Source organism: Spirillospora sp. NPDC000708, assembly GCF_040299565.1.
In the GTDB taxonomy this organism is placed as follows: Bacteria; Actinomycetota; Actinomycetes; order Streptosporangiales; family Streptosporangiaceae; genus Spirillospora.
In genome coordinates, this window is record NZ_JBEPCJ010000052.1 from 58,329 (window position 1) to 73,219 (window position 14,891).

Here is a 14,891-nt window from a genome sequence, read left to right on the forward strand (position 1 = left end):
CTTCTTGACGTCAGGTCCGGAATCACCCGACGCACCCACCAGCACCGCCCGTCGAGGATGGGAGAACTTCCACCCTCGGTCGCCGCAGTGCTCGCACCCGTTGTCCGCCTGCTCGTCGCGCATGGCAGCAACTTTCGCGCGCGGCAACGTCCTAAAGAAGGTCCATGAAAGGACGCTTAGAGGACGTTATTAGGTCTCTCTAGGGAGAGAAGCGCGTCACAGTGTCCGCTCGGAGACCCTATGGGCGCTAAGGTCGGTCCCGTAGAGGACGTCCAGCGGAGAGGGAGCGATCATGCCGCGCCCGGCAGGAAACACCCGACTCAAGGCCGCCCGGCAGCATGCCGGATACGCCTCCCAGCAGGCACTAGCAGACGCCATGACGGCCGCCGCTCCACTGCTCGGCCTGGGGAACATGCAGATCAGCGCCCGGCAGATACGCCGATGGGAGTCCGCCTCCCCGCCGTGGCCCCGCGCCGACCACCAGCGCCTACTGGTCCACGTGCTGCAACTGCCCGTCGATCAACTCGGCTTCACCCCGCCGTGGGAGTCCTCGGACGGTCCCGCGCCCGCACGGCAGAACGCGACCGCGCCCGCCATCCCCGGCAACGGCGCCACGCTGCCACTGCCCAAGGCCAACGCCGCCGTCCAACCCGCCACCGTCGGAGCCGACTTCGCCGCCATCAACGGCGCGCTTCGCCGTCTCTACTTCTCGGTCCAGCCCGCCCAGCTCCACCCCGCCGTGGTCGAGCACACCAAGCTCGGGACGCAGCTCCTCGCCGAGACCACCGGCGTTCCCCGCACGATCCTGGCCACCGCACTCGCCGAGTCGCTGCTACTGGTCGGCCGCATCGAGTTCTTCGACCTGCGCCAGCCCGAAGACGCTGACGCCTCATACGTCCGCGCCCTCCAGGCCGCAGGCGAAGCCGACGACCCGCTGTTGGGCGCCGCCATCCTCGCCCACGCCGCATTCATCCCCGGATGGGACGGCCGACGCGACGAGGCAGCCGAACGCATGCGCGCCGCCCGCACCTACGCCCGACGCGGAACCGCACCGGCCGAGTTCCTGGCATGGCTGGACGCCGTCGAGGCCGAGTGCGAAACCCGATGCGGACACCCCCGCGAAGCCCTACGCCTCATCAGCCACGCCGAACACGTCCTGTCCGAGAGCACCGGTCAGCCGGCCCCCGAGTGGTTCAACTGGTTCTCGCCGGTCAGCCTCGCCTCCTTCAAGGGAGACACCCAGCTCAAAGCCGGTCAGCCCGCCCAAGCCAAAACCACCCTGCTCGGGGTCCTGGACGCGATCGGCGACACCAACGCCAAACAGCGCGCCGTCATCCTCGGCGACCTGGCCGCCGTCGAAGTCGCCCAGAAGAACCCCGAGGCCGCATGCGCCTACGCCGAGCAGGCCCTAGACCAACTCGCCGTCACTTGGTACGCCACCGGCATGGACCGCGTCCACGACGTACGCCGAACTCTCCAGCCGTGGGCCGAGACCGAATGCGTCCGCCGCCTGGACGACCGCCTTTACGGATGGCAGACCACCCTTAGCGCGCTCCAGCGTTGAACTCAGCGACACGACCCGGAAGCTCGGCCAGCGAATCAATCCGCATCGTCGGAACACGGTCGGCTTCCGGGTCGTCCTGTTGGATGATCCCCCACGGCCCTCGCCGGATCAGCGCCGTCCGCAATCCCGCCTCAGCCGCGGGCATGATGTCGTTGTCCAACCGGTCACCCACGTACAGCACTTCGCTCGCATCGCACGGCGCCGCGTCCACCACGCACCGGAAGAACCCCGGATCAGGCTTGGACACACCCCAGTCATCCGACGTAGCGATCATGTCGCTGGGCAGATCCAAGGACCGCAGGATCCCGCCGGCCCGCACCGTCTGATTCCCCGCGATCCCGACCCACAGCCCATCGCCCCGCAGCTTGGCCAGCGTCGGGCGCGCGTCCGGGTACAAGTCCTCTTCCCCGAACGTCTCCGGCTGCCCAGCCTCGGCCCGCTCCTCGCGCTGCTGCGTCAGGTCGAACCCAGGCGCGAACACCTGGAACGTCTCCCGGTAGTCCAAGCCCCGAGCGATCACCGCCCCGAACATCGCCGAGAACGTATGCCGAGGCACGCCCAACCAGTCAGCCCACGTCCCATACTCCCGAGTCTCGTTAACCAGACACTCGCCCACATCAAACACCACAGCACGGATCATGCCTACTACCCTACGAGCGCCCACTGCGCCCGTCTGCCCCGAGCATCACCTGCACGAGGCAAAACCCGCTGCATCTTCGAAGCCACGGTCATAGTTATAGGAAAGTCATCGACCAGCGAAGTTTCGAGAGCAGGGCTCCGAACGTCATGAGCGAACCCAATCCTTCTACGTTAGAAAAACTGGAGTTCTAACGTGCGGTCTGCGCCAATGGGCCCTGCATCAAGAAGCGGCAGAATTTGGGCCACCTATAGTTGGTGGTAGGAACTGTGCGTGCTTGCGGCGTAGGAAATCGAGCGCTTCGCCCCTAGATGGATCCATCTCCAGCTTTTCCTTGAAAAAGTGAAGGGAGCGGCGCCGATCCTCAATGATTGCCCCCCAGTGTCGAACCCAGATACGCATATCAAGATCCTCGTCCTCGTGTATCAGACCAGGGGGTTGGTTCCGCTTGTTCGATAGACGGCTGATGTCACGTGACAGTTGATTGGCTACAAGGACGAAGTCCCATTTGGTTCCTGCGTCCCTAAATCTTTGATCCTCCGCCACCGCCATCGCATATGATTCGATCTGCTGACGTTCTTTGTAGCCGATTATCGTGGTTGGTCGCTTTAGTTCGACGATAAGGTGATGCTGCTTTTCTGTATCCTGAATGGTCTTGGTGAGCATAAGATCTACGATGGCAGTGGAGCGATCTTCGAGCCTTACATCAGCCAGGTTTAACGTGTCTCGGCCTAGATGCTTTAGATGGCGCTTCAAGACTTCCTTGAGGCTCTGATCGTCGACGCTTAGCGAGTACTGCTCGCCAAATATCCAGGGCTCGGCGGCAAGCATACGGTGCAGTTCGCTGCGCTCTAGTACATCCTTTTTTAGGTCTTTGTCGAAGAGTAGAATCTCCAGGCTGCGCAAGAAATCGAGGCGCTCAGACACCAGTTTTGCCGACGATATAATAGAGCCGAGTGACGTGCGATCCAGAAGGTTCGCCAGATCATCTAGCTCTTGAGCGCTCAACTCCAGGACGTCGGACAATACGCTTTTAAGAGCGGATGGTGCATGCTCCAGCGCCTCCCGGATGAGGCGCAACGAAAGTCGCTTGGCGCGAGATTCTGACGATATTCCCGGCAAAGCCTGCACGGCTACTACATCAAATAGGTCCCTTTTGGCCTTCTCGATTTTTGTGACCGGGCCGTCGGGGAAGGGATATACCTTCTCCGCTTTCCAGGATTCAACCACCTCTTGTAGGCGCTCATTTGCGCGCCCCTTGAAATGTTTGCGTAGTTGCTCGCGAGCAGCTTCCAGAACGGGCCCACTCCGCTCATGCCCTAGATCGGCGAGATTCGCGTTGTTAGTGTCGAACTCAGCCCAGGCTAGATATGCGGCAAAGAAGAATTGAGGTGCGTGTATCGCTGGTCGAACGTCTGTGATCGCGAAACCGTCGGCGTCGCAAAGGATGAGTTCTCGCGGGAAGTCGCTCTTCCACTCAATAATTTGCAATTTCGGCAGTGGAGCTTCAAATTCTCCCTCTGGGCGAATTTCATACTCTGTAGAGCGCTCGATGACTTCACGTGGGTCCAAGCTGACGCCATCATAGGTGATGGTGATATCTCTAAAGCGTAGAAGGTGTCGAGCGAACTCGCTCGTGAGTCGCGCCCTAGCCTTCTTTGTGTCTAGGCCCGTAAGGGGTGTGGCGGCACCTGTGATCTTTACTTCAGTACCGCGCTGCTTCTCTAAAGGTCCGTTACTTCTGATCGTGAACTTCTCTGGCCGGCCGCTATCGGTCGAAATTACAGATTCGAATACGCCGTCAACATCCTCGGCCACCGTAGTCCATCGAACTCGGTTTCCAAGGGCAAAAGCCCTGAATCGTCCTTGACCATTTCGACCATGAACCGGGCGCTGCTTGTCTTCGGTCCGCGGAAAGCCCATTTTCCACGAGCCGCCAAGATTTTTGAACGCTGACTCACATCTAGAAGCAGGAATCCCGGTGCCGTCATCGGTAATGGTGACAGCGGATATGCCGCCCATGCTATTGCGATCAAAAATGATGCTGACGTTGTCTGCATCCGCGTCCAACCCATTCCAAACTAGTTCAATTATTGCATGAATGGGTTGGGTGCGCCGCATCAGGCGTGCGATGTGATCGGGTTGTACAGAGACAAGCACGTCGGTCATGCTCACATTCTGTCGGATATGTCTTGTTGCTGCATGACCTTTTGTGGACAGCGCTTCGGGGAAGCCCCACCTGAGGTATTGCTAGCTGAGACTAGCGATACCTGTGAAGCAGTGGGCCGCTTGTGGCCAAGCGGGCCGAAGAGGCGCTCATCACGCAGTTGATCTGCCGAATTGGGCTGTTTGGGATCAAGGGGCGGCGGCGCTCAGGCCGCTGCGCGGCCCCGCGCCTGGCCGCCCGGAGCGTGCGGCGTGGGCGCCGGTCACCGGGCGGCCGCGCCGGGCCGCGCATCGCGACGCGTCCGCCGGCCCCGCCCCGTCCTGTCGCCACCGGGGCCGCGCCGCCGCTACGGGCAATGGCCAAGGCTCCGCTCGACGCGGGCAAGTGCATCCGCACCCAGCTCACCCGCCAGAGCCGTCATCTCTGCCCGCTCAGCCGCAGTGAGGGACCGGTCTTCCTCCGCCAGCCAGTCCGCAACCGATTCGATCGCCAGGCCGTACTCAGCATGCGCAAGAAACTCCGTGCCCCAGCGGAGCTGGTCACCAGTCAGCCGATCCGCCACCAGACGCAACAGCGCCGCCATACGCGTCTCCCATGTACGGACAGCGATGTAGTCCTCATGCCTGCGGTACAAGCCCATGAGGCATCCCTATCGGCATCACGCGCCACCGCCAAGTGGGCTGAGGTGTGCCGCCGGTTGAGCTGGAAGGGTGCGGGGCTCCCCCCGACCCCGAGCTGTCGAGGATGGCGGCGGACGGAACCCGTCAAGGGCGCCCTTCGGGCGTCACTGCGTGATGGCTTCGCCACCCTTGACAGAAACCGTCCGCCGCTAAGTGCAGGTCTCGTCGGGGCCGGGGGGAGGAAGGTGGGGGAAGAACAGCGGCTACGCCGCACGCCCACGGCCGCCACGGGGAGCGCTGTCCGGGCGGGTGCAGGCAGGTGCGGGGCGTCCAGGGGCGGGCGTGCCATTCGCGTGCCACTGGGGAGCGTGTGGTCCGTGGGTCGTGGCAGGTCGCGGGCGTGATCATGCTGGGAGATCGGGCGCCGTGCGCGTGCCATACGCGTGCCATTAGGTTGCGTCGGGTGGGGGAGACGGGCCGCCCGGAGCGGGCTCCGGCGCAGGTCAGGGACGGTTTCCGGGTGATCACGAGTCCTTACAAGCGAGGAGTCGGCGGTTCGAAACCGTCCGCGCCCACCGAGGTCAGGGCCATGATCCAGCAAGCTGGATCATGGCCCTGACTCATCCGAGTGACAAAGTGAGCGACGAAGAGATTCCGCGGGTGGGGGCGCCGTCGTCAGCGTCGCGATATTCCGCCACGCCTTCGAATTTGCGTTGGAGTGCACTCCAGCTCCTAGTTTTCGGAAGCGTGCGATACATCAAACTCGGAACGACCGGGCTGGAAGTCTCCGCCATCACCCTCGGCTGCATGAGCTTCGGCGAGCCGGATCGGGGCGGCGAGCCCTGGTCGCTGGGTGCGGACGCCAGCCGAGACATCATCAAGCAGGCACTGGAAAGCGGCGTCAACTTCCTCGACACGGCCAACGGGTACAGCGCCGGAAGCAGCGAGGAGATCGTCGGCCAGGCGGTCAAGGACTTCGCCCGGCGCGAGGAGGTCGTTCTCGCCACCAAGGTCTGGATGCGGATGCGCCCCGGCCCGAACGGCGCCGGGCTGTCCCGCAAGGCGATCTTCGCCGAGCTCGACGCCTCCCTGAAGCGGCTGGGGACCGACTACATCGACCTGTACCAGATCCACCGCTGGGACTACGACACCCCGATCGAGGAGACCCTCGAGGCGCTGCACGACGCGGTCAAGTCCGGGAAGGTCCGCTACATCGGAGCCTCGTCCATGCACGCCTGGCAGTTCACCAAGGCGCTGTTCCTGGCCGACCTGAACGGCTGGACGCGGTTCGTGTCGATGCAGGACCACTACAACCTCATCCACCGAGAAGCAGAGCGGGAGATGCTCCCGCTCTGCGCCGACCAGGGCATCGGCGTGATCCCGTGGAGCCCGCTGGCGCGGGGCAGGCTGACGCGGGGCCGGGACACCGCCACGGCGCGTGCCGAGACCGACCCGGGCGGCAAGATCCTCTATCGCGACGAGGACGAGGCCGTGGCTGAGCGCGTCCAAGAGATCGCGGGCGAGCGGGGTCTGTCCCCGGCGCAGGTCGCCCTGGCCTGGGTCATGCGCAACCCGGTGGTGACCTCGCCGATCGTGGGGGTCACCAAGCCGGCCCAGCTGGCCGACGCGGTCGCCGCGGTGGACGTCGAACTCGACGACGACGAGGCCGCCTACTTGGAGGAGCCCTACCAGCCGCACGAGGCCGCCTACCTGCAGGAGTCCTTCTACAAGCGGCAGCCCGTGGCGGGCTCCCGGTAGTCCGGCTACCGCCGGGCTTGCCCGCCAGGACGAGGACCCCGTTTTCCGGTCGTGGAAACGGGGTCCCTGCCATTAGCGCGCCATCCGCGGCGGGGTTTCGGGTCGATGGTCGGGTGGCGCAACCCGATGGCCGGACGAGGCCAGGCGCTTTCGCCTCGGCGGGCCATTACGGCAGGTGGCGGGGTTCCGGCAGCGATAAACACCCGCCGTAATCGCCTTCCGATACTCTCCGTTATCGAATGTGTGCGCACGGCTATGGATACTCCGCGTATTTCCAGTGACACTCAACGTGTTCGAGATTCTCGGCTCCCCGCCGTCTCGCGTAGCGGGTGCGGGCGGTGCGGGAGATCAACATAGAAGGAGAGCACATGCCGTCCCTGAAGACCACCTCCGTGGCCCTGGCCGTGGCCGCGGCGGCGACCTGCCTGGCGTCCGCCGGCGTCGCCAGTGCGCAGAGCACCGACGCCAGCCGGGCCCCGGCGCGGGTCGCCGAGCTCCCGGCGGGCTACCAGATCGTGTCCCTCCCGAACGCCAACGTCCCCAACTTCCAGCGACGGACCCTCTACTGCCCCGGGACCAAGCACGTTCTCGGGGGAGGCGCCGAAGCCCAGGGCAACGGCGCCATCCTGGTCGGGTCGTTCCCGACGCAGGACGGGCGCGGCTGGATCGCGCTCGGCCGCCAGATCGGCTACAACGACGTCGGCATCAGCGTGTACGCGATCTGCGCCGACTGACCGTCACCGGTCCCGGCCGCCTGCGCGGCCGGGACCGGCCCCGTTTCAGCCCTCCTCGCCGTAGAGGGCGGCTATGTCCTTGCTGCCGGGCCAGCGGCTGTAGGTGGGGGACTGCGGCCAGCCCTCGGGCACGTCCTGCCACTCCTCCTGGCGCCCGTACGGCAGCAGGTCGATCAGCGGGAAGGTGTGGCCGAGCTGCTCGACGCCGCGGCCGTCGGTGTGCCAGGTCCGGTAGACGGTGTCGCCGTCGCGCAGGAAGACGTTGACCGCGAAGCCGCCGCCGGGCGGGGCGCCGACGTCCGCGCCGAACGGGCTGTTCGCCGTGGAGTACCAGGTCATCTTGTTGCCGACCCGCCGCCTGTACGCGAGGGCCTCGTCGAGCGGGCCCTGGGTGACGATGACGAACCGGGCGTCGTAGGCGTCCAGGAACTCCAGCCGCGTGAACTGCGACGTGAACCCCGTGCAGCCCGGGCACTGCCAGGTCTTGCCCGGGAACCACATGTGGTTGTAGACGATCAGCTGGGACCGGCCGTCGAAGACGTCGGCCAGCCGGACCGGGCCCTCCTCGCCCTCAAGGGTGTACTCGGGCATCTCGACCATCGGCATCCGGCGGCGCTGCGCGGCGATCGCGTCGAGTTCCCGGGTCGCGGCCTTCTCCCGCGCGCGCAGGTCGCCGAGGTGGCGTCGCCACGTCTCCGCGTCGACGACGGGCGGCAGTGCCTTGCTGGTCATGGTCCCTCCGAGGTTCGATTCGACGTCGTAGGTACAGACCGGGCCCGGCCGGCGAATTCATCGGTCCTCCGGGGTCACGAGCCGGCGGCCACCCCCTGCGCGAAGTCGGCGTATTGCAGTTCGAGGGCCTTGACGGGGCCGCCGCGCCAGCCCGCGGCGAGGGCTTCCGCCATCGGGTCGGGGAAGATGTCCTCCTCGTCCTTCTCCAGGCCGTCGAAGACGGCGCGCGCGACCGATTCCGGCGACGCCTTGGGCATCTCCACCCCGCGCGTCATGTCGGTGTCCACGATCCCCGTCAGGACGGCGTGCACCGTCACCCCCCGCGGGGCCAGGAGGGTCCGCAGCGACTGCGTCATGGAGAACGCGGCGGCCTTGGAAATGGAGTAGGCCGGGATCAGCGGGAACGCGGCGAGGCCGTTCACCGACAGGTTGTTGGCGATGGCCCCCTTGGCGTCGGTCAGCAGGGGCAGGAACGCCTCGATGACGCGGTGGACGCCGTAGAGGTTGACCGCGAAGTGCCGCTCCAGGACGGCCGGGTCGGTCAGGTCGTCGTAGATCGCGATCCCCGCGTTGTTGATGAGGAGGTCGAGCGAGTCGACGGCCTCGGCCGCCCGCCGGACCTGGTCCGGGTCCGTCACGTCCAGCGCCAGCGGCGTGACCCGCTCGTCGGGGTGCCGCTGGGGGACGCGCGCGCCGGCGTACACGCGCCGCGCGCCCCTGCGCAGCGCCTCGTCGAGCAGCGCCCGCCCGATTCCGCGGTTGGACCCTGTGATCAGTACTGCCTTGTCGGTGATCGTCGGCATGCTGCCGCTCTCCTTGGGTGTTCTCGGGTGTTCCCGGCCGCGGGCGCGGCCGGTCAGCTGGTGAGGGCGGGGGTGAGCCCGAACGTCGGGACGAGGCCCGGGTCGTTGAAGGACGTGATCCGGGCGACGCGGGCCCCGATCAGGGTGAGGACCTGCACGCCGTACGCCTCGTAGCGGCCGGTGCCGGAGCGGCGGTAGACGACGCAGGCGGGCTGGCCGTTGGCGCGGCTCGGGACCATGCGCCACAGGCCCGGCCGGATGACGCGCCCGGCCAGGAAGCCCAGCACCGCGTCCCGCCCGGTGAACCAGGTCGGGGTCGGCGGCATCTCCAGCTCGACGTCGGCGCGCAGCAGCTCGATCAGCGCGGCCGGGTCGGCCCGCGCGAACGCCGCGACGTAGTCGTCGAGCAGGGCGCGGCGGGCGTCCTCGTCGGGCTCGGCCAGGTCCTCCTCGACCGGCCCGGCCTCGGCGAGGCGGGTGCGGGCGCGGCGGAGGGCGCCGTCGACCGCGGCGGCCGTGGTGTCCAGCATCTCCGCGACCTCGGCGGTCCGGAACGCCAGGACGTCGCGCAGCGTCAGCACGGCGCGCTGCCGGGCGGGCAGGAGCTGGAGCGCTGCGATGAGGGCGAGCCGCACCCCGGCCCGCGCGGCGACGACGGCCGCCGGGTCGTCGCCGCCCAGCAGCGCGTCCGGCGCGGGCTGGAGCCACGGCACCGCCGTCTCGTCGGGCGCCAGTGCCACGCGGTGGTCGTCGGACGGGGCGCCCAGCCCGGACGGCACCGGCCGCCGCGGCCGCGTCTCCAGCGCCGTCAGGCAGGTCCGGGTGGCAATCGCGTACAGCCAGCGGCGCAGCGAGGAGCGGCCCTCGAACCGGTCGAAGGCGCGCCACGCGCGCAGGTAGGTCTCCTGGACGAGGTCCTCGGCCTCGTGGATCGAGCCGAGCATCCGGTAGCAGTGGGCGAGCAGCTCCGGCCGGAACGGCTCGGCCAGGGCGGCGAATTCCGTGTCAGATCGCATCGCGGGTTCCTCCGGGCGGGACGGTCGATATCAAGACCGTGCGCGGGAGGAGAATCCGACGGGGCGACGCTGTGACCTGCGTCACGGAGGCGCCCGCACAAAAAGCATCGGCACGGAGGCGCCGGCTCGGGCTCCTAGTGGGCCCGGTCGGAGGGCCGGGGCGCCGAGCCGGCCAGGGGAGTGGTGTCCAGGTACCTGACCTCGTAGACGCGCTCGGCGAACTTCCAGCCGTCCGGGGTGCGCCGGTAGCGGTCGTGGTAGACGGCGAAGTTCTGGCCTTCGACGCCGTCGAGGGTGCGGAAGAGCTCCTGGATGTAGGTGCGGCCGGTCGCGGTGTCGCCGTCGATCTCGATCACGCCCGGGTGCGTGGTCTGCACGAAGAAGTCCCACCGGGCCTGGAGCGCCTCGCCCCCGGCGCGGATCTCCTCGCGGCCGAGCAGCTCGACGGGGATGTCGGGCATGCGCAGCGCGCCGTCCTCGGTGAACAGCGACGCGAAGCGGGCGCGGTCGCGCATCATCGCCGCGTCGGTGAACTCGCCGCGCAGCGCCTCGATCTCCACGCGGTCGGCAATGGCCTGAAGGTCGGTCATGGTCCTCTCCTCACATCGTTCGTCCCCTCTATGACGAGACGGCCGGGCGAATTGTGATGGTCCCCGCCCGGAGGCCGGATGCGGCGAGGCGGTGGACACGGCGTCCGGAGGCTGCGATAAACGGCTTGTACGTGACACGGCGAGCCCGGGCGGGATCATGCGGACGCTGTACGAGCATGCAGGCGGTCACGAAGGACTGCACCGGTTCATGGACGTCTTCTACGCGTCGCTGCTGGCCGACCCGCTCGTGGGGCCGCTGTTCGGCGAGGGGCGCCCGACGCACGTCGACCACCTGACGGCCTTCACCGCCGAGACGTTCGGCGGCCCCGACGCCTTCTCGCGGGAGATGGGCGGCTTCGCCCACCTCATCGACGTGCACCGGCACCTGAAGATCACCGAGGAGCAGCGGCGGAGGTTCGTCGAGCTGTACATGGCGGCGGCCGACACCGTGGGGATGCCCGGCGACGCGCCGTTCCGGCAGGCGCTGCTGGAGCACGTCGAGTTCGGCACGCGGGTCGCCATGCAGAACTCGCACGCCGAGACCGACGACGAGCTGCACCCCCTCCGCGAGGTCCCCCACTGGGACTGGCCCGCCGGGACTTCGTGACGCCGGACCCCGTGGCCGGGGGCAAAGCCGTTGATCTTGCCGCATAAGGTGTGCGGGTCACGGAACGTCCAGGTGGAACGGGGCTCGCATGCGTTACGTCATCATCGGCGCGGGGGCGATCGGCGGGGCGGTCGGCGGCCGGTTGCGGCAGGCGGGGCAGGACGCGGTGCTCGTCGCGCGCGGGGCGCAGTACGCGGCGCTGCGCGACCGGGGGCTGCGGCTCACCGGCCCGGACGGCGTCTTCGACCTGCCGGTCCCGGTCGTCGACGGTCCCGAGGCGCTCGCACTCACCCCGGACGACGTGCTCGTGCTGGCGGTGAAGACCCAGGACGCGATCGCGGCCCTGGACGCGTGGGCGCCGCGCCCGGTCGCCGGCGGCGGGACGGCGGCGGAGCGCCTGCCGCTGGTCTGCGCGCAGAACGGCGTGGAGGCCGAACGGCTGGCGTTGCGCCGCTTCCGCCGCGTCTACGGGATGTGCGTGTTCCTCCCGGCGAGCTACCTGGAGCCGGGGGCCGTCACCGTCCGCTGCGCGCCGTACACCGGTGCGCTCAACCTCGGCCGCTACCCGTCGGGCGCCGACGAGACGGCCCACCGGATCGCCGAGGGACTGGAGAAGGCGAACTTCCTCGTGCCCGTCACGTCCGAGGTGATGCGCTGGAAGTACGCGAAGCTGCTCGGGAACCTCGCGAACGCGGTCGAGGCGGTGTGCGGTTCGCAGGCCGGCGACGCCGCGAAGGCGCTGGTCGCGCGGGCGCGCGCGGAGGCCGCCGAGGTCCTGGACGCGGCGGGGATCGACCGGGCCGGCGACGAGGAGCAGCGCGAGCTGCGGTCCGGGCGGATCGAGGTGCGGCCGGTCGAGGGCGGCGCCCCTGCCGGCGGCTCGACCTGGCAGAGCCTGCGGCGCGGCAGCACGTCGGTCGAGGCGGACTACCTCAACGGCGAGATCGTGCTGCTCGGGCGGCTCCACGGCATCGCGACACCGGTGAACGAGACGCTGCTGCGCGTGGCGAACGACTTCGCGCGCACGGGGCGGGAGCCCGGCTCGATGACGGCGGACGAACTCGCGGCCCAGGTGCCCCGGTAACCGACGCGGACGCCGCTCAGGCGCTCGGGCACCGACGTCGTCATCGCGGGATGTGGTGCGGGTCTCGCGAATGGGTCGGGTGTGTTACATGCCGTTCACATTTGGGCAACAGGTGCGAAATGGCTGGTCGGCAGTGTGGTGGCTGCCGCAGAACCCACAAGGCCGGGCAGTACCGAAGGGACCGACGTTGAGCTACAAGGCCGAGTACATCTGGATCGACGGCACCGAGCCCACCGCTCGGCTGCGGTCCAAGACCAGGATCCTCCCCGACGGCGCCGACCTGCCGGACTGGGGCTTCGACGGCTCCAGCACGAACCAGGCCCCCGGGGACCGCTCGGACTGCGTGCTCAAGCCGGTGTTCTCCTGCCCCGACCCGCTCCGCGGCGGCGACCACAAGCTCGTCCTGTGCGAGGTGTTCCTCGTCGACGGGACGCCGCACAAGACGAACACGCGCGCCGAGCTGCGCCCGGTCGCCGAGCAGTACGCCGCGCAGGACTCCTGGTACGGCATCGAGCAGGAGTACACGTTCTTCAAGGACGGCCGCCCGCTCGGCTTCCCCGAGCGCGGCTTCCCGGCGCCGCAGGGCTTCTACTACTGCGGTGTCGGCGCCGACGAGGTGTTCGGCCGCGAGATCGTCGAGCGGCACATGGACGCCTGCCTCGACGCCGGCCTGAAGATCTCCGGCATCAACGCCGAGGTCATGCCCGGGCAGTGGGAGTTCCAGATCGGCCCGGCCGGGCCGCTGGAGGTCGGCGACCACATGTGGATCGCGCGGTGGCTGCTCTACCGCATCGCCGAGGAGTTCGACGTGTCCGCGACGCTCGACCCGAAGCCGGTCGAGGGCGACTGGAACGGCGCCGGCGCGCACACCAACTTCTCCACGAAGGCGATGCGCGAGAACTACGACGCCATCATCACCGCCTGCGAGGCGCTCGCCGAGCGCGCGCAGGAGCACGTCCAGGGCTACGGCGCCGACATCGAGCGCCGCCTGACCGGCATGCACGAGACGGCGCCGTGGAGCGAGTTCAGCTACGGCGTGTCGAACCGCGGCGCGTCCGTCCGCATCCCGTGGCAGGTCGAGGTGGACAAGAAGGGCTACATCGAGGACCGCCGCCCGAACGCCAACGTCGACCCGTACGTGGTGGCCCGGCTGATCACCGGCACCTGCTGCGCGGCGCTGGAGAAGGCCGGCCAGGTCTGACCGGAGCACGACCCGACGCACGACGCCAAGGGCCCTGGGAAGCGCGCTTCCCGGGGCCCTTTCGCGTTCCGCGACTAACGCCGCTATGACCGGTGACGGGGCCAAACATCTGCAAATTGTTGTGCTTGGGAGAGTTCCCCCTATCGGTGCCGGGTAGCACCTACATCGTTCGCACCGGGGGAGGGAACATGCCCGACACGCCATTCGGGCGGTACCCCGGCGGCCTGCCGGGCAGGCACGCCGGCCGTCCTGCGCCACGGCCGTACGAGCGGTCGTTCCGGTGCCCCTCCGCGGCGCGGCGGCGCCGGGTGGAGGCTCCGGCGAGGAGGTACCAGGAGTTCGTCGCCCTGCACGAGGAGATCTCGGCGGGGTCGCGGCTCCCGCTCCGCCCCCTGTGGTGGGCGGGGACGGCGGCGGCGCTGGGCGCCGGCGGCACCGCGTTCGCGGCGGTGATGGGGCTGCGCGGCGTGTTCGGGCTGGACGTGCCGGTGTTCGCGGGCGGGCACACCGCGGCGGGACCGGCCGCGACGAGCTACGCGCTGATCGCGGTGGCCGGGACGATCCAGGCGACCGCGCTGATGCACCTGCTGCTCGCGACGGCGGCGCGCCCCGTCCGGGCGTTCGCGTGGATCGGCGGGTTCGCGGTGGTGCTGCTGACGATCCTGCCGCTGCTGCTGAACGGCCCGCTCGACGCGGCGGTGGCGACCGCGTGCGTCAACCTCGTCGGCGGGACGTCGGTCGTCGTGCTGCTCGCGGGAGTGGTGGCGGCGAGCTCCCGGCCGTTCTGGCCGGACCGGCCGTTCAGGCGCGGCCGACTGTGATGGCCAGCGGGTCCGGCGCGGACGACGACGACACGCGCACGTGCCGGAGCCGCCGCCACACCTGGACGTCCACCGCGTCCCCGGGCGCGAGGACGCCGAGTTCGCGGTGCATGCCGGAGAAGCCGAGGCAGAGCGAGACGTCCCAGGTGCCGCGCGGCAGCGGGTCGTCGATGAACGCCCGCGTGACGGGCAGCGCGGCGCGGTAGCCGAGCCGGTCGTCGGTCTCGTCGAGCGCGGCGATGACCTCGAACGTCCGGCGGCTGCTCCGCTCGGTGAGGACCAGCGTCCCGGAGATCGGCATGCTGATCCACCGCCGGTCGATGTGCCCGGTGACGACGACCTCCCCGCGGCGCCCGTCCCAGGCGACCCCGTCGGCGGCGGTCGTGCCGGCGACGTGCGAGCGGCCGCCGACGTCGATGGACAGCGTCCCGCGCCCCCCGAAGTAGGCGGCGACGGTGACCGCGCCCGGCAGGAACCGCCGCTGCGGCGCGGTGTCGAGGCCGGGCGCGCGGGCGGGGCCGCGCGGAGGGCGGCGGGCCGCGCGCGGGCGTCGCCGC

Annotated in this window: 14 protein-coding genes and 1 pseudogene; 7 read left to right on the forward strand and 8 right to left on the reverse strand. The window is 68.7% G+C overall.

The features are described from left to right. The first annotated feature begins 292 nt into the window (after window positions 1–292). On the forward strand, window positions 293–1,564 hold the full coding sequence (locus ABT299_RS31375) for an NsdA family TPR-like regulatory protein (RefSeq protein WP_500252940.1): 1,272 nt from the start codon (window positions 293–295) through the stop codon (window positions 1,562–1,564). Here ABT299_RS31375 and ABT299_RS31380 read toward each other — a convergent pair. The 3 genes from ABT299_RS31380 to ABT299_RS31390 form a co-directional block, all read right to left on the reverse strand. Further along, entirely contained in the window at window positions 1,545–2,204 is a 660-nt protein-coding gene (locus ABT299_RS31380) for an HAD family hydrolase (protein ID WP_500252941.1), read from the reverse strand. The two genes, ABT299_RS31375 and ABT299_RS31380, sit on opposite strands and share 20 nt — an antisense overlap. Window positions 2,205–2,423: 219 nt before the next feature. Continuing rightward, window positions 2,424–4,370: an ATP-binding protein gene (locus ABT299_RS31385; RefSeq protein WP_500252942.1), complete on the reverse strand. Its 1,947-nt coding sequence runs from the start codon at window positions 4,368–4,370 to the stop codon at window positions 2,424–2,426. A gap of 344 nt (window positions 4,371–4,714) precedes the next feature. Beyond that, complete coding sequence (locus ABT299_RS31390; protein WP_500252943.1) at window positions 4,715–4,951, reverse strand: MafI family immunity protein; 237 nt, start codon at window positions 4,949–4,951, stop codon at window positions 4,715–4,717. 784 nt (window positions 4,952–5,735) lie between these two features. Between ABT299_RS31390 and ABT299_RS31395 the strand changes: the two genes are divergently transcribed. Together ABT299_RS31395 and ABT299_RS31400 are read left to right on the forward strand one after the other, a co-directional pair. Beyond that, window positions 5,736–6,746: an aldo/keto reductase gene (locus ABT299_RS31395; RefSeq protein WP_500252944.1), complete on the forward strand. Its 1,011-nt coding sequence runs from the start codon at window positions 5,736–5,738 to the stop codon at window positions 6,744–6,746. Window positions 6,747–7,114: 368 nt separating this feature from the next. Then, window positions 7,115–7,480: a hypothetical protein gene (locus tag ABT299_RS31400; protein WP_190862896.1), complete on the forward strand. Its 366-nt coding sequence runs from the start codon at window positions 7,115–7,117 to the stop codon at window positions 7,478–7,480. A 45-nt stretch (window positions 7,481–7,525) separates the two neighbouring features. On the opposite strand, the gene ABT299_RS31405 is transcribed toward ABT299_RS31400, so the two are convergent. The 4 genes from ABT299_RS31405 to ABT299_RS31420 all read right to left on the reverse strand — a co-directional run bounded on the left by ABT299_RS31405 (window position 7,526) and on the right by ABT299_RS31420 (window position 10,621). Then, entirely contained in the window at window positions 7,526–8,212 is a 687-nt protein-coding gene (locus tag ABT299_RS31405) for a DUF899 domain-containing protein (RefSeq protein WP_190862898.1), read from the reverse strand. Window positions 8,213–8,286: 74 nt separating this feature from the next. Next, window positions 8,287–9,015 (reverse strand): SDR family NAD(P)-dependent oxidoreductase, encoded by a 729-nt coding sequence (locus ABT299_RS31410; protein WP_190862900.1) that lies wholly within the window; start codon window positions 9,013–9,015, stop codon window positions 8,287–8,289. 53 nt (window positions 9,016–9,068) lie between these two features. After that, window positions 9,069–10,031, reverse strand: coding sequence for an RNA polymerase subunit sigma-70 (locus ABT299_RS31415; protein WP_190862902.1), 963 nt, complete (start codon window positions 10,029–10,031; stop codon window positions 9,069–9,071). 134 nt (window positions 10,032–10,165) lie between these two features. Further along, complete coding sequence (locus ABT299_RS31420) at window positions 10,166–10,621, reverse strand: nuclear transport factor 2 family protein (protein WP_500252945.1); 456 nt, start codon at window positions 10,619–10,621, stop codon at window positions 10,166–10,168. Window positions 10,622–10,778: 157 nt separating this feature from the next. Between ABT299_RS31420 and ABT299_RS31425 the strand changes: the two genes are divergently transcribed. The 4 genes from ABT299_RS31425 (at window position 10,779) to ABT299_RS31440 (ending at window position 14,334) form a co-directional block, all read left to right on the forward strand. Then, window positions 10,779–11,228 (forward strand): group II truncated hemoglobin, encoded by a 450-nt coding sequence (locus ABT299_RS31425; RefSeq protein WP_190862905.1) that lies wholly within the window; start codon window positions 10,779–10,781, stop codon window positions 11,226–11,228. An 88-nt stretch (window positions 11,229–11,316) separates the two neighbouring features. Then, window positions 11,317–12,312, forward strand: coding sequence for a ketopantoate reductase family protein (locus ABT299_RS31430; RefSeq protein ID WP_500252946.1), 996 nt, complete (start codon window positions 11,317–11,319; stop codon window positions 12,310–12,312). Window positions 12,313–12,499: 187 nt separating this feature from the next. Continuing rightward, entirely contained in the window at window positions 12,500–13,513 is a 1,014-nt protein-coding gene (gene glnII / locus ABT299_RS31435) for a glutamine synthetase (RefSeq protein WP_190862907.1), read from the forward strand. Window positions 13,514–13,701: 188 nt separating this feature from the next. After that, window positions 13,702–14,334 carry a hypothetical protein gene (locus ABT299_RS31440; protein ID WP_500252947.1) on the forward strand — a complete coding sequence of 211 codons (633 nt, stop codon included), beginning with the start codon at window positions 13,702–13,704 and terminating at the stop codon, window positions 14,332–14,334. Here the strand turns inward: ABT299_RS31440 and ABT299_RS31445 are convergent. Next, a pseudogene (locus tag ABT299_RS31445) lies at window positions 14,315–14,891 on the reverse strand (hypothetical protein); the annotation flags it as partial. The gene ABT299_RS31440 and the pseudogene ABT299_RS31445 sit on opposite strands and share 20 nt — an antisense overlap.

Excerpts from the sequence above, each read along its gene's own strand:
- ABT299_RS31375 (WP_500252940.1), top strand. The coding sequence starts at position 293 with ATGCCGCGCCCGGCAGGAAACACCCGACTCAAGGCCGCCCGGCAGCAT.
- ABT299_RS31380 (WP_500252941.1), bottom strand. The coding sequence starts at position 2,204 with ATGATCCGTGCTGTGGTGTTTGATGTGGGCGAGTGTCTGGTTAACGAG.
- ABT299_RS31385 (WP_500252942.1), bottom strand. The coding sequence starts at position 4,370 with ATGACCGACGTGCTTGTCTCTGTACAACCCGATCACATCGCACGCCTG.
- ABT299_RS31390 (WP_500252943.1), bottom strand. The coding sequence starts at position 4,951 with ATGGCGGCGCTGTTGCGTCTGGTGGCGGATCGGCTGACTGGTGACCAG.
- ABT299_RS31400 (WP_190862896.1), top strand. The coding sequence starts at position 7,115 with ATGCCGTCCCTGAAGACCACCTCCGTGGCCCTGGCCGTGGCCGCGGCG.
- ABT299_RS31405 (WP_190862898.1), bottom strand. The coding sequence starts at position 8,212 with ATGACCAGCAAGGCACTGCCGCCCGTCGTCGACGCGGAGACGTGGCGA.
- ABT299_RS31410 (WP_190862900.1), bottom strand. The coding sequence starts at position 9,015 with ATGCCGACGATCACCGACAAGGCAGTACTGATCACAGGGTCCAACCGC.
- ABT299_RS31415 (WP_190862902.1), bottom strand. The coding sequence starts at position 10,031 with ATGCGATCTGACACGGAATTCGCCGCCCTGGCCGAGCCGTTCCGGCCG.
- ABT299_RS31420 (WP_500252945.1), bottom strand. The coding sequence starts at position 10,621 with ATGACCGACCTTCAGGCCATTGCCGACCGCGTGGAGATCGAGGCGCTG.
- ABT299_RS31425 (WP_190862905.1), top strand. The coding sequence starts at position 10,779 with ATGCGGACGCTGTACGAGCATGCAGGCGGTCACGAAGGACTGCACCGG.
- ABT299_RS31430 (WP_500252946.1), top strand. The coding sequence starts at position 11,317 with ATGCGTTACGTCATCATCGGCGCGGGGGCGATCGGCGGGGCGGTCGGC.
- ABT299_RS31440 (WP_500252947.1), top strand. The coding sequence starts at position 13,702 with ATGCCCGACACGCCATTCGGGCGGTACCCCGGCGGCCTGCCGGGCAGG.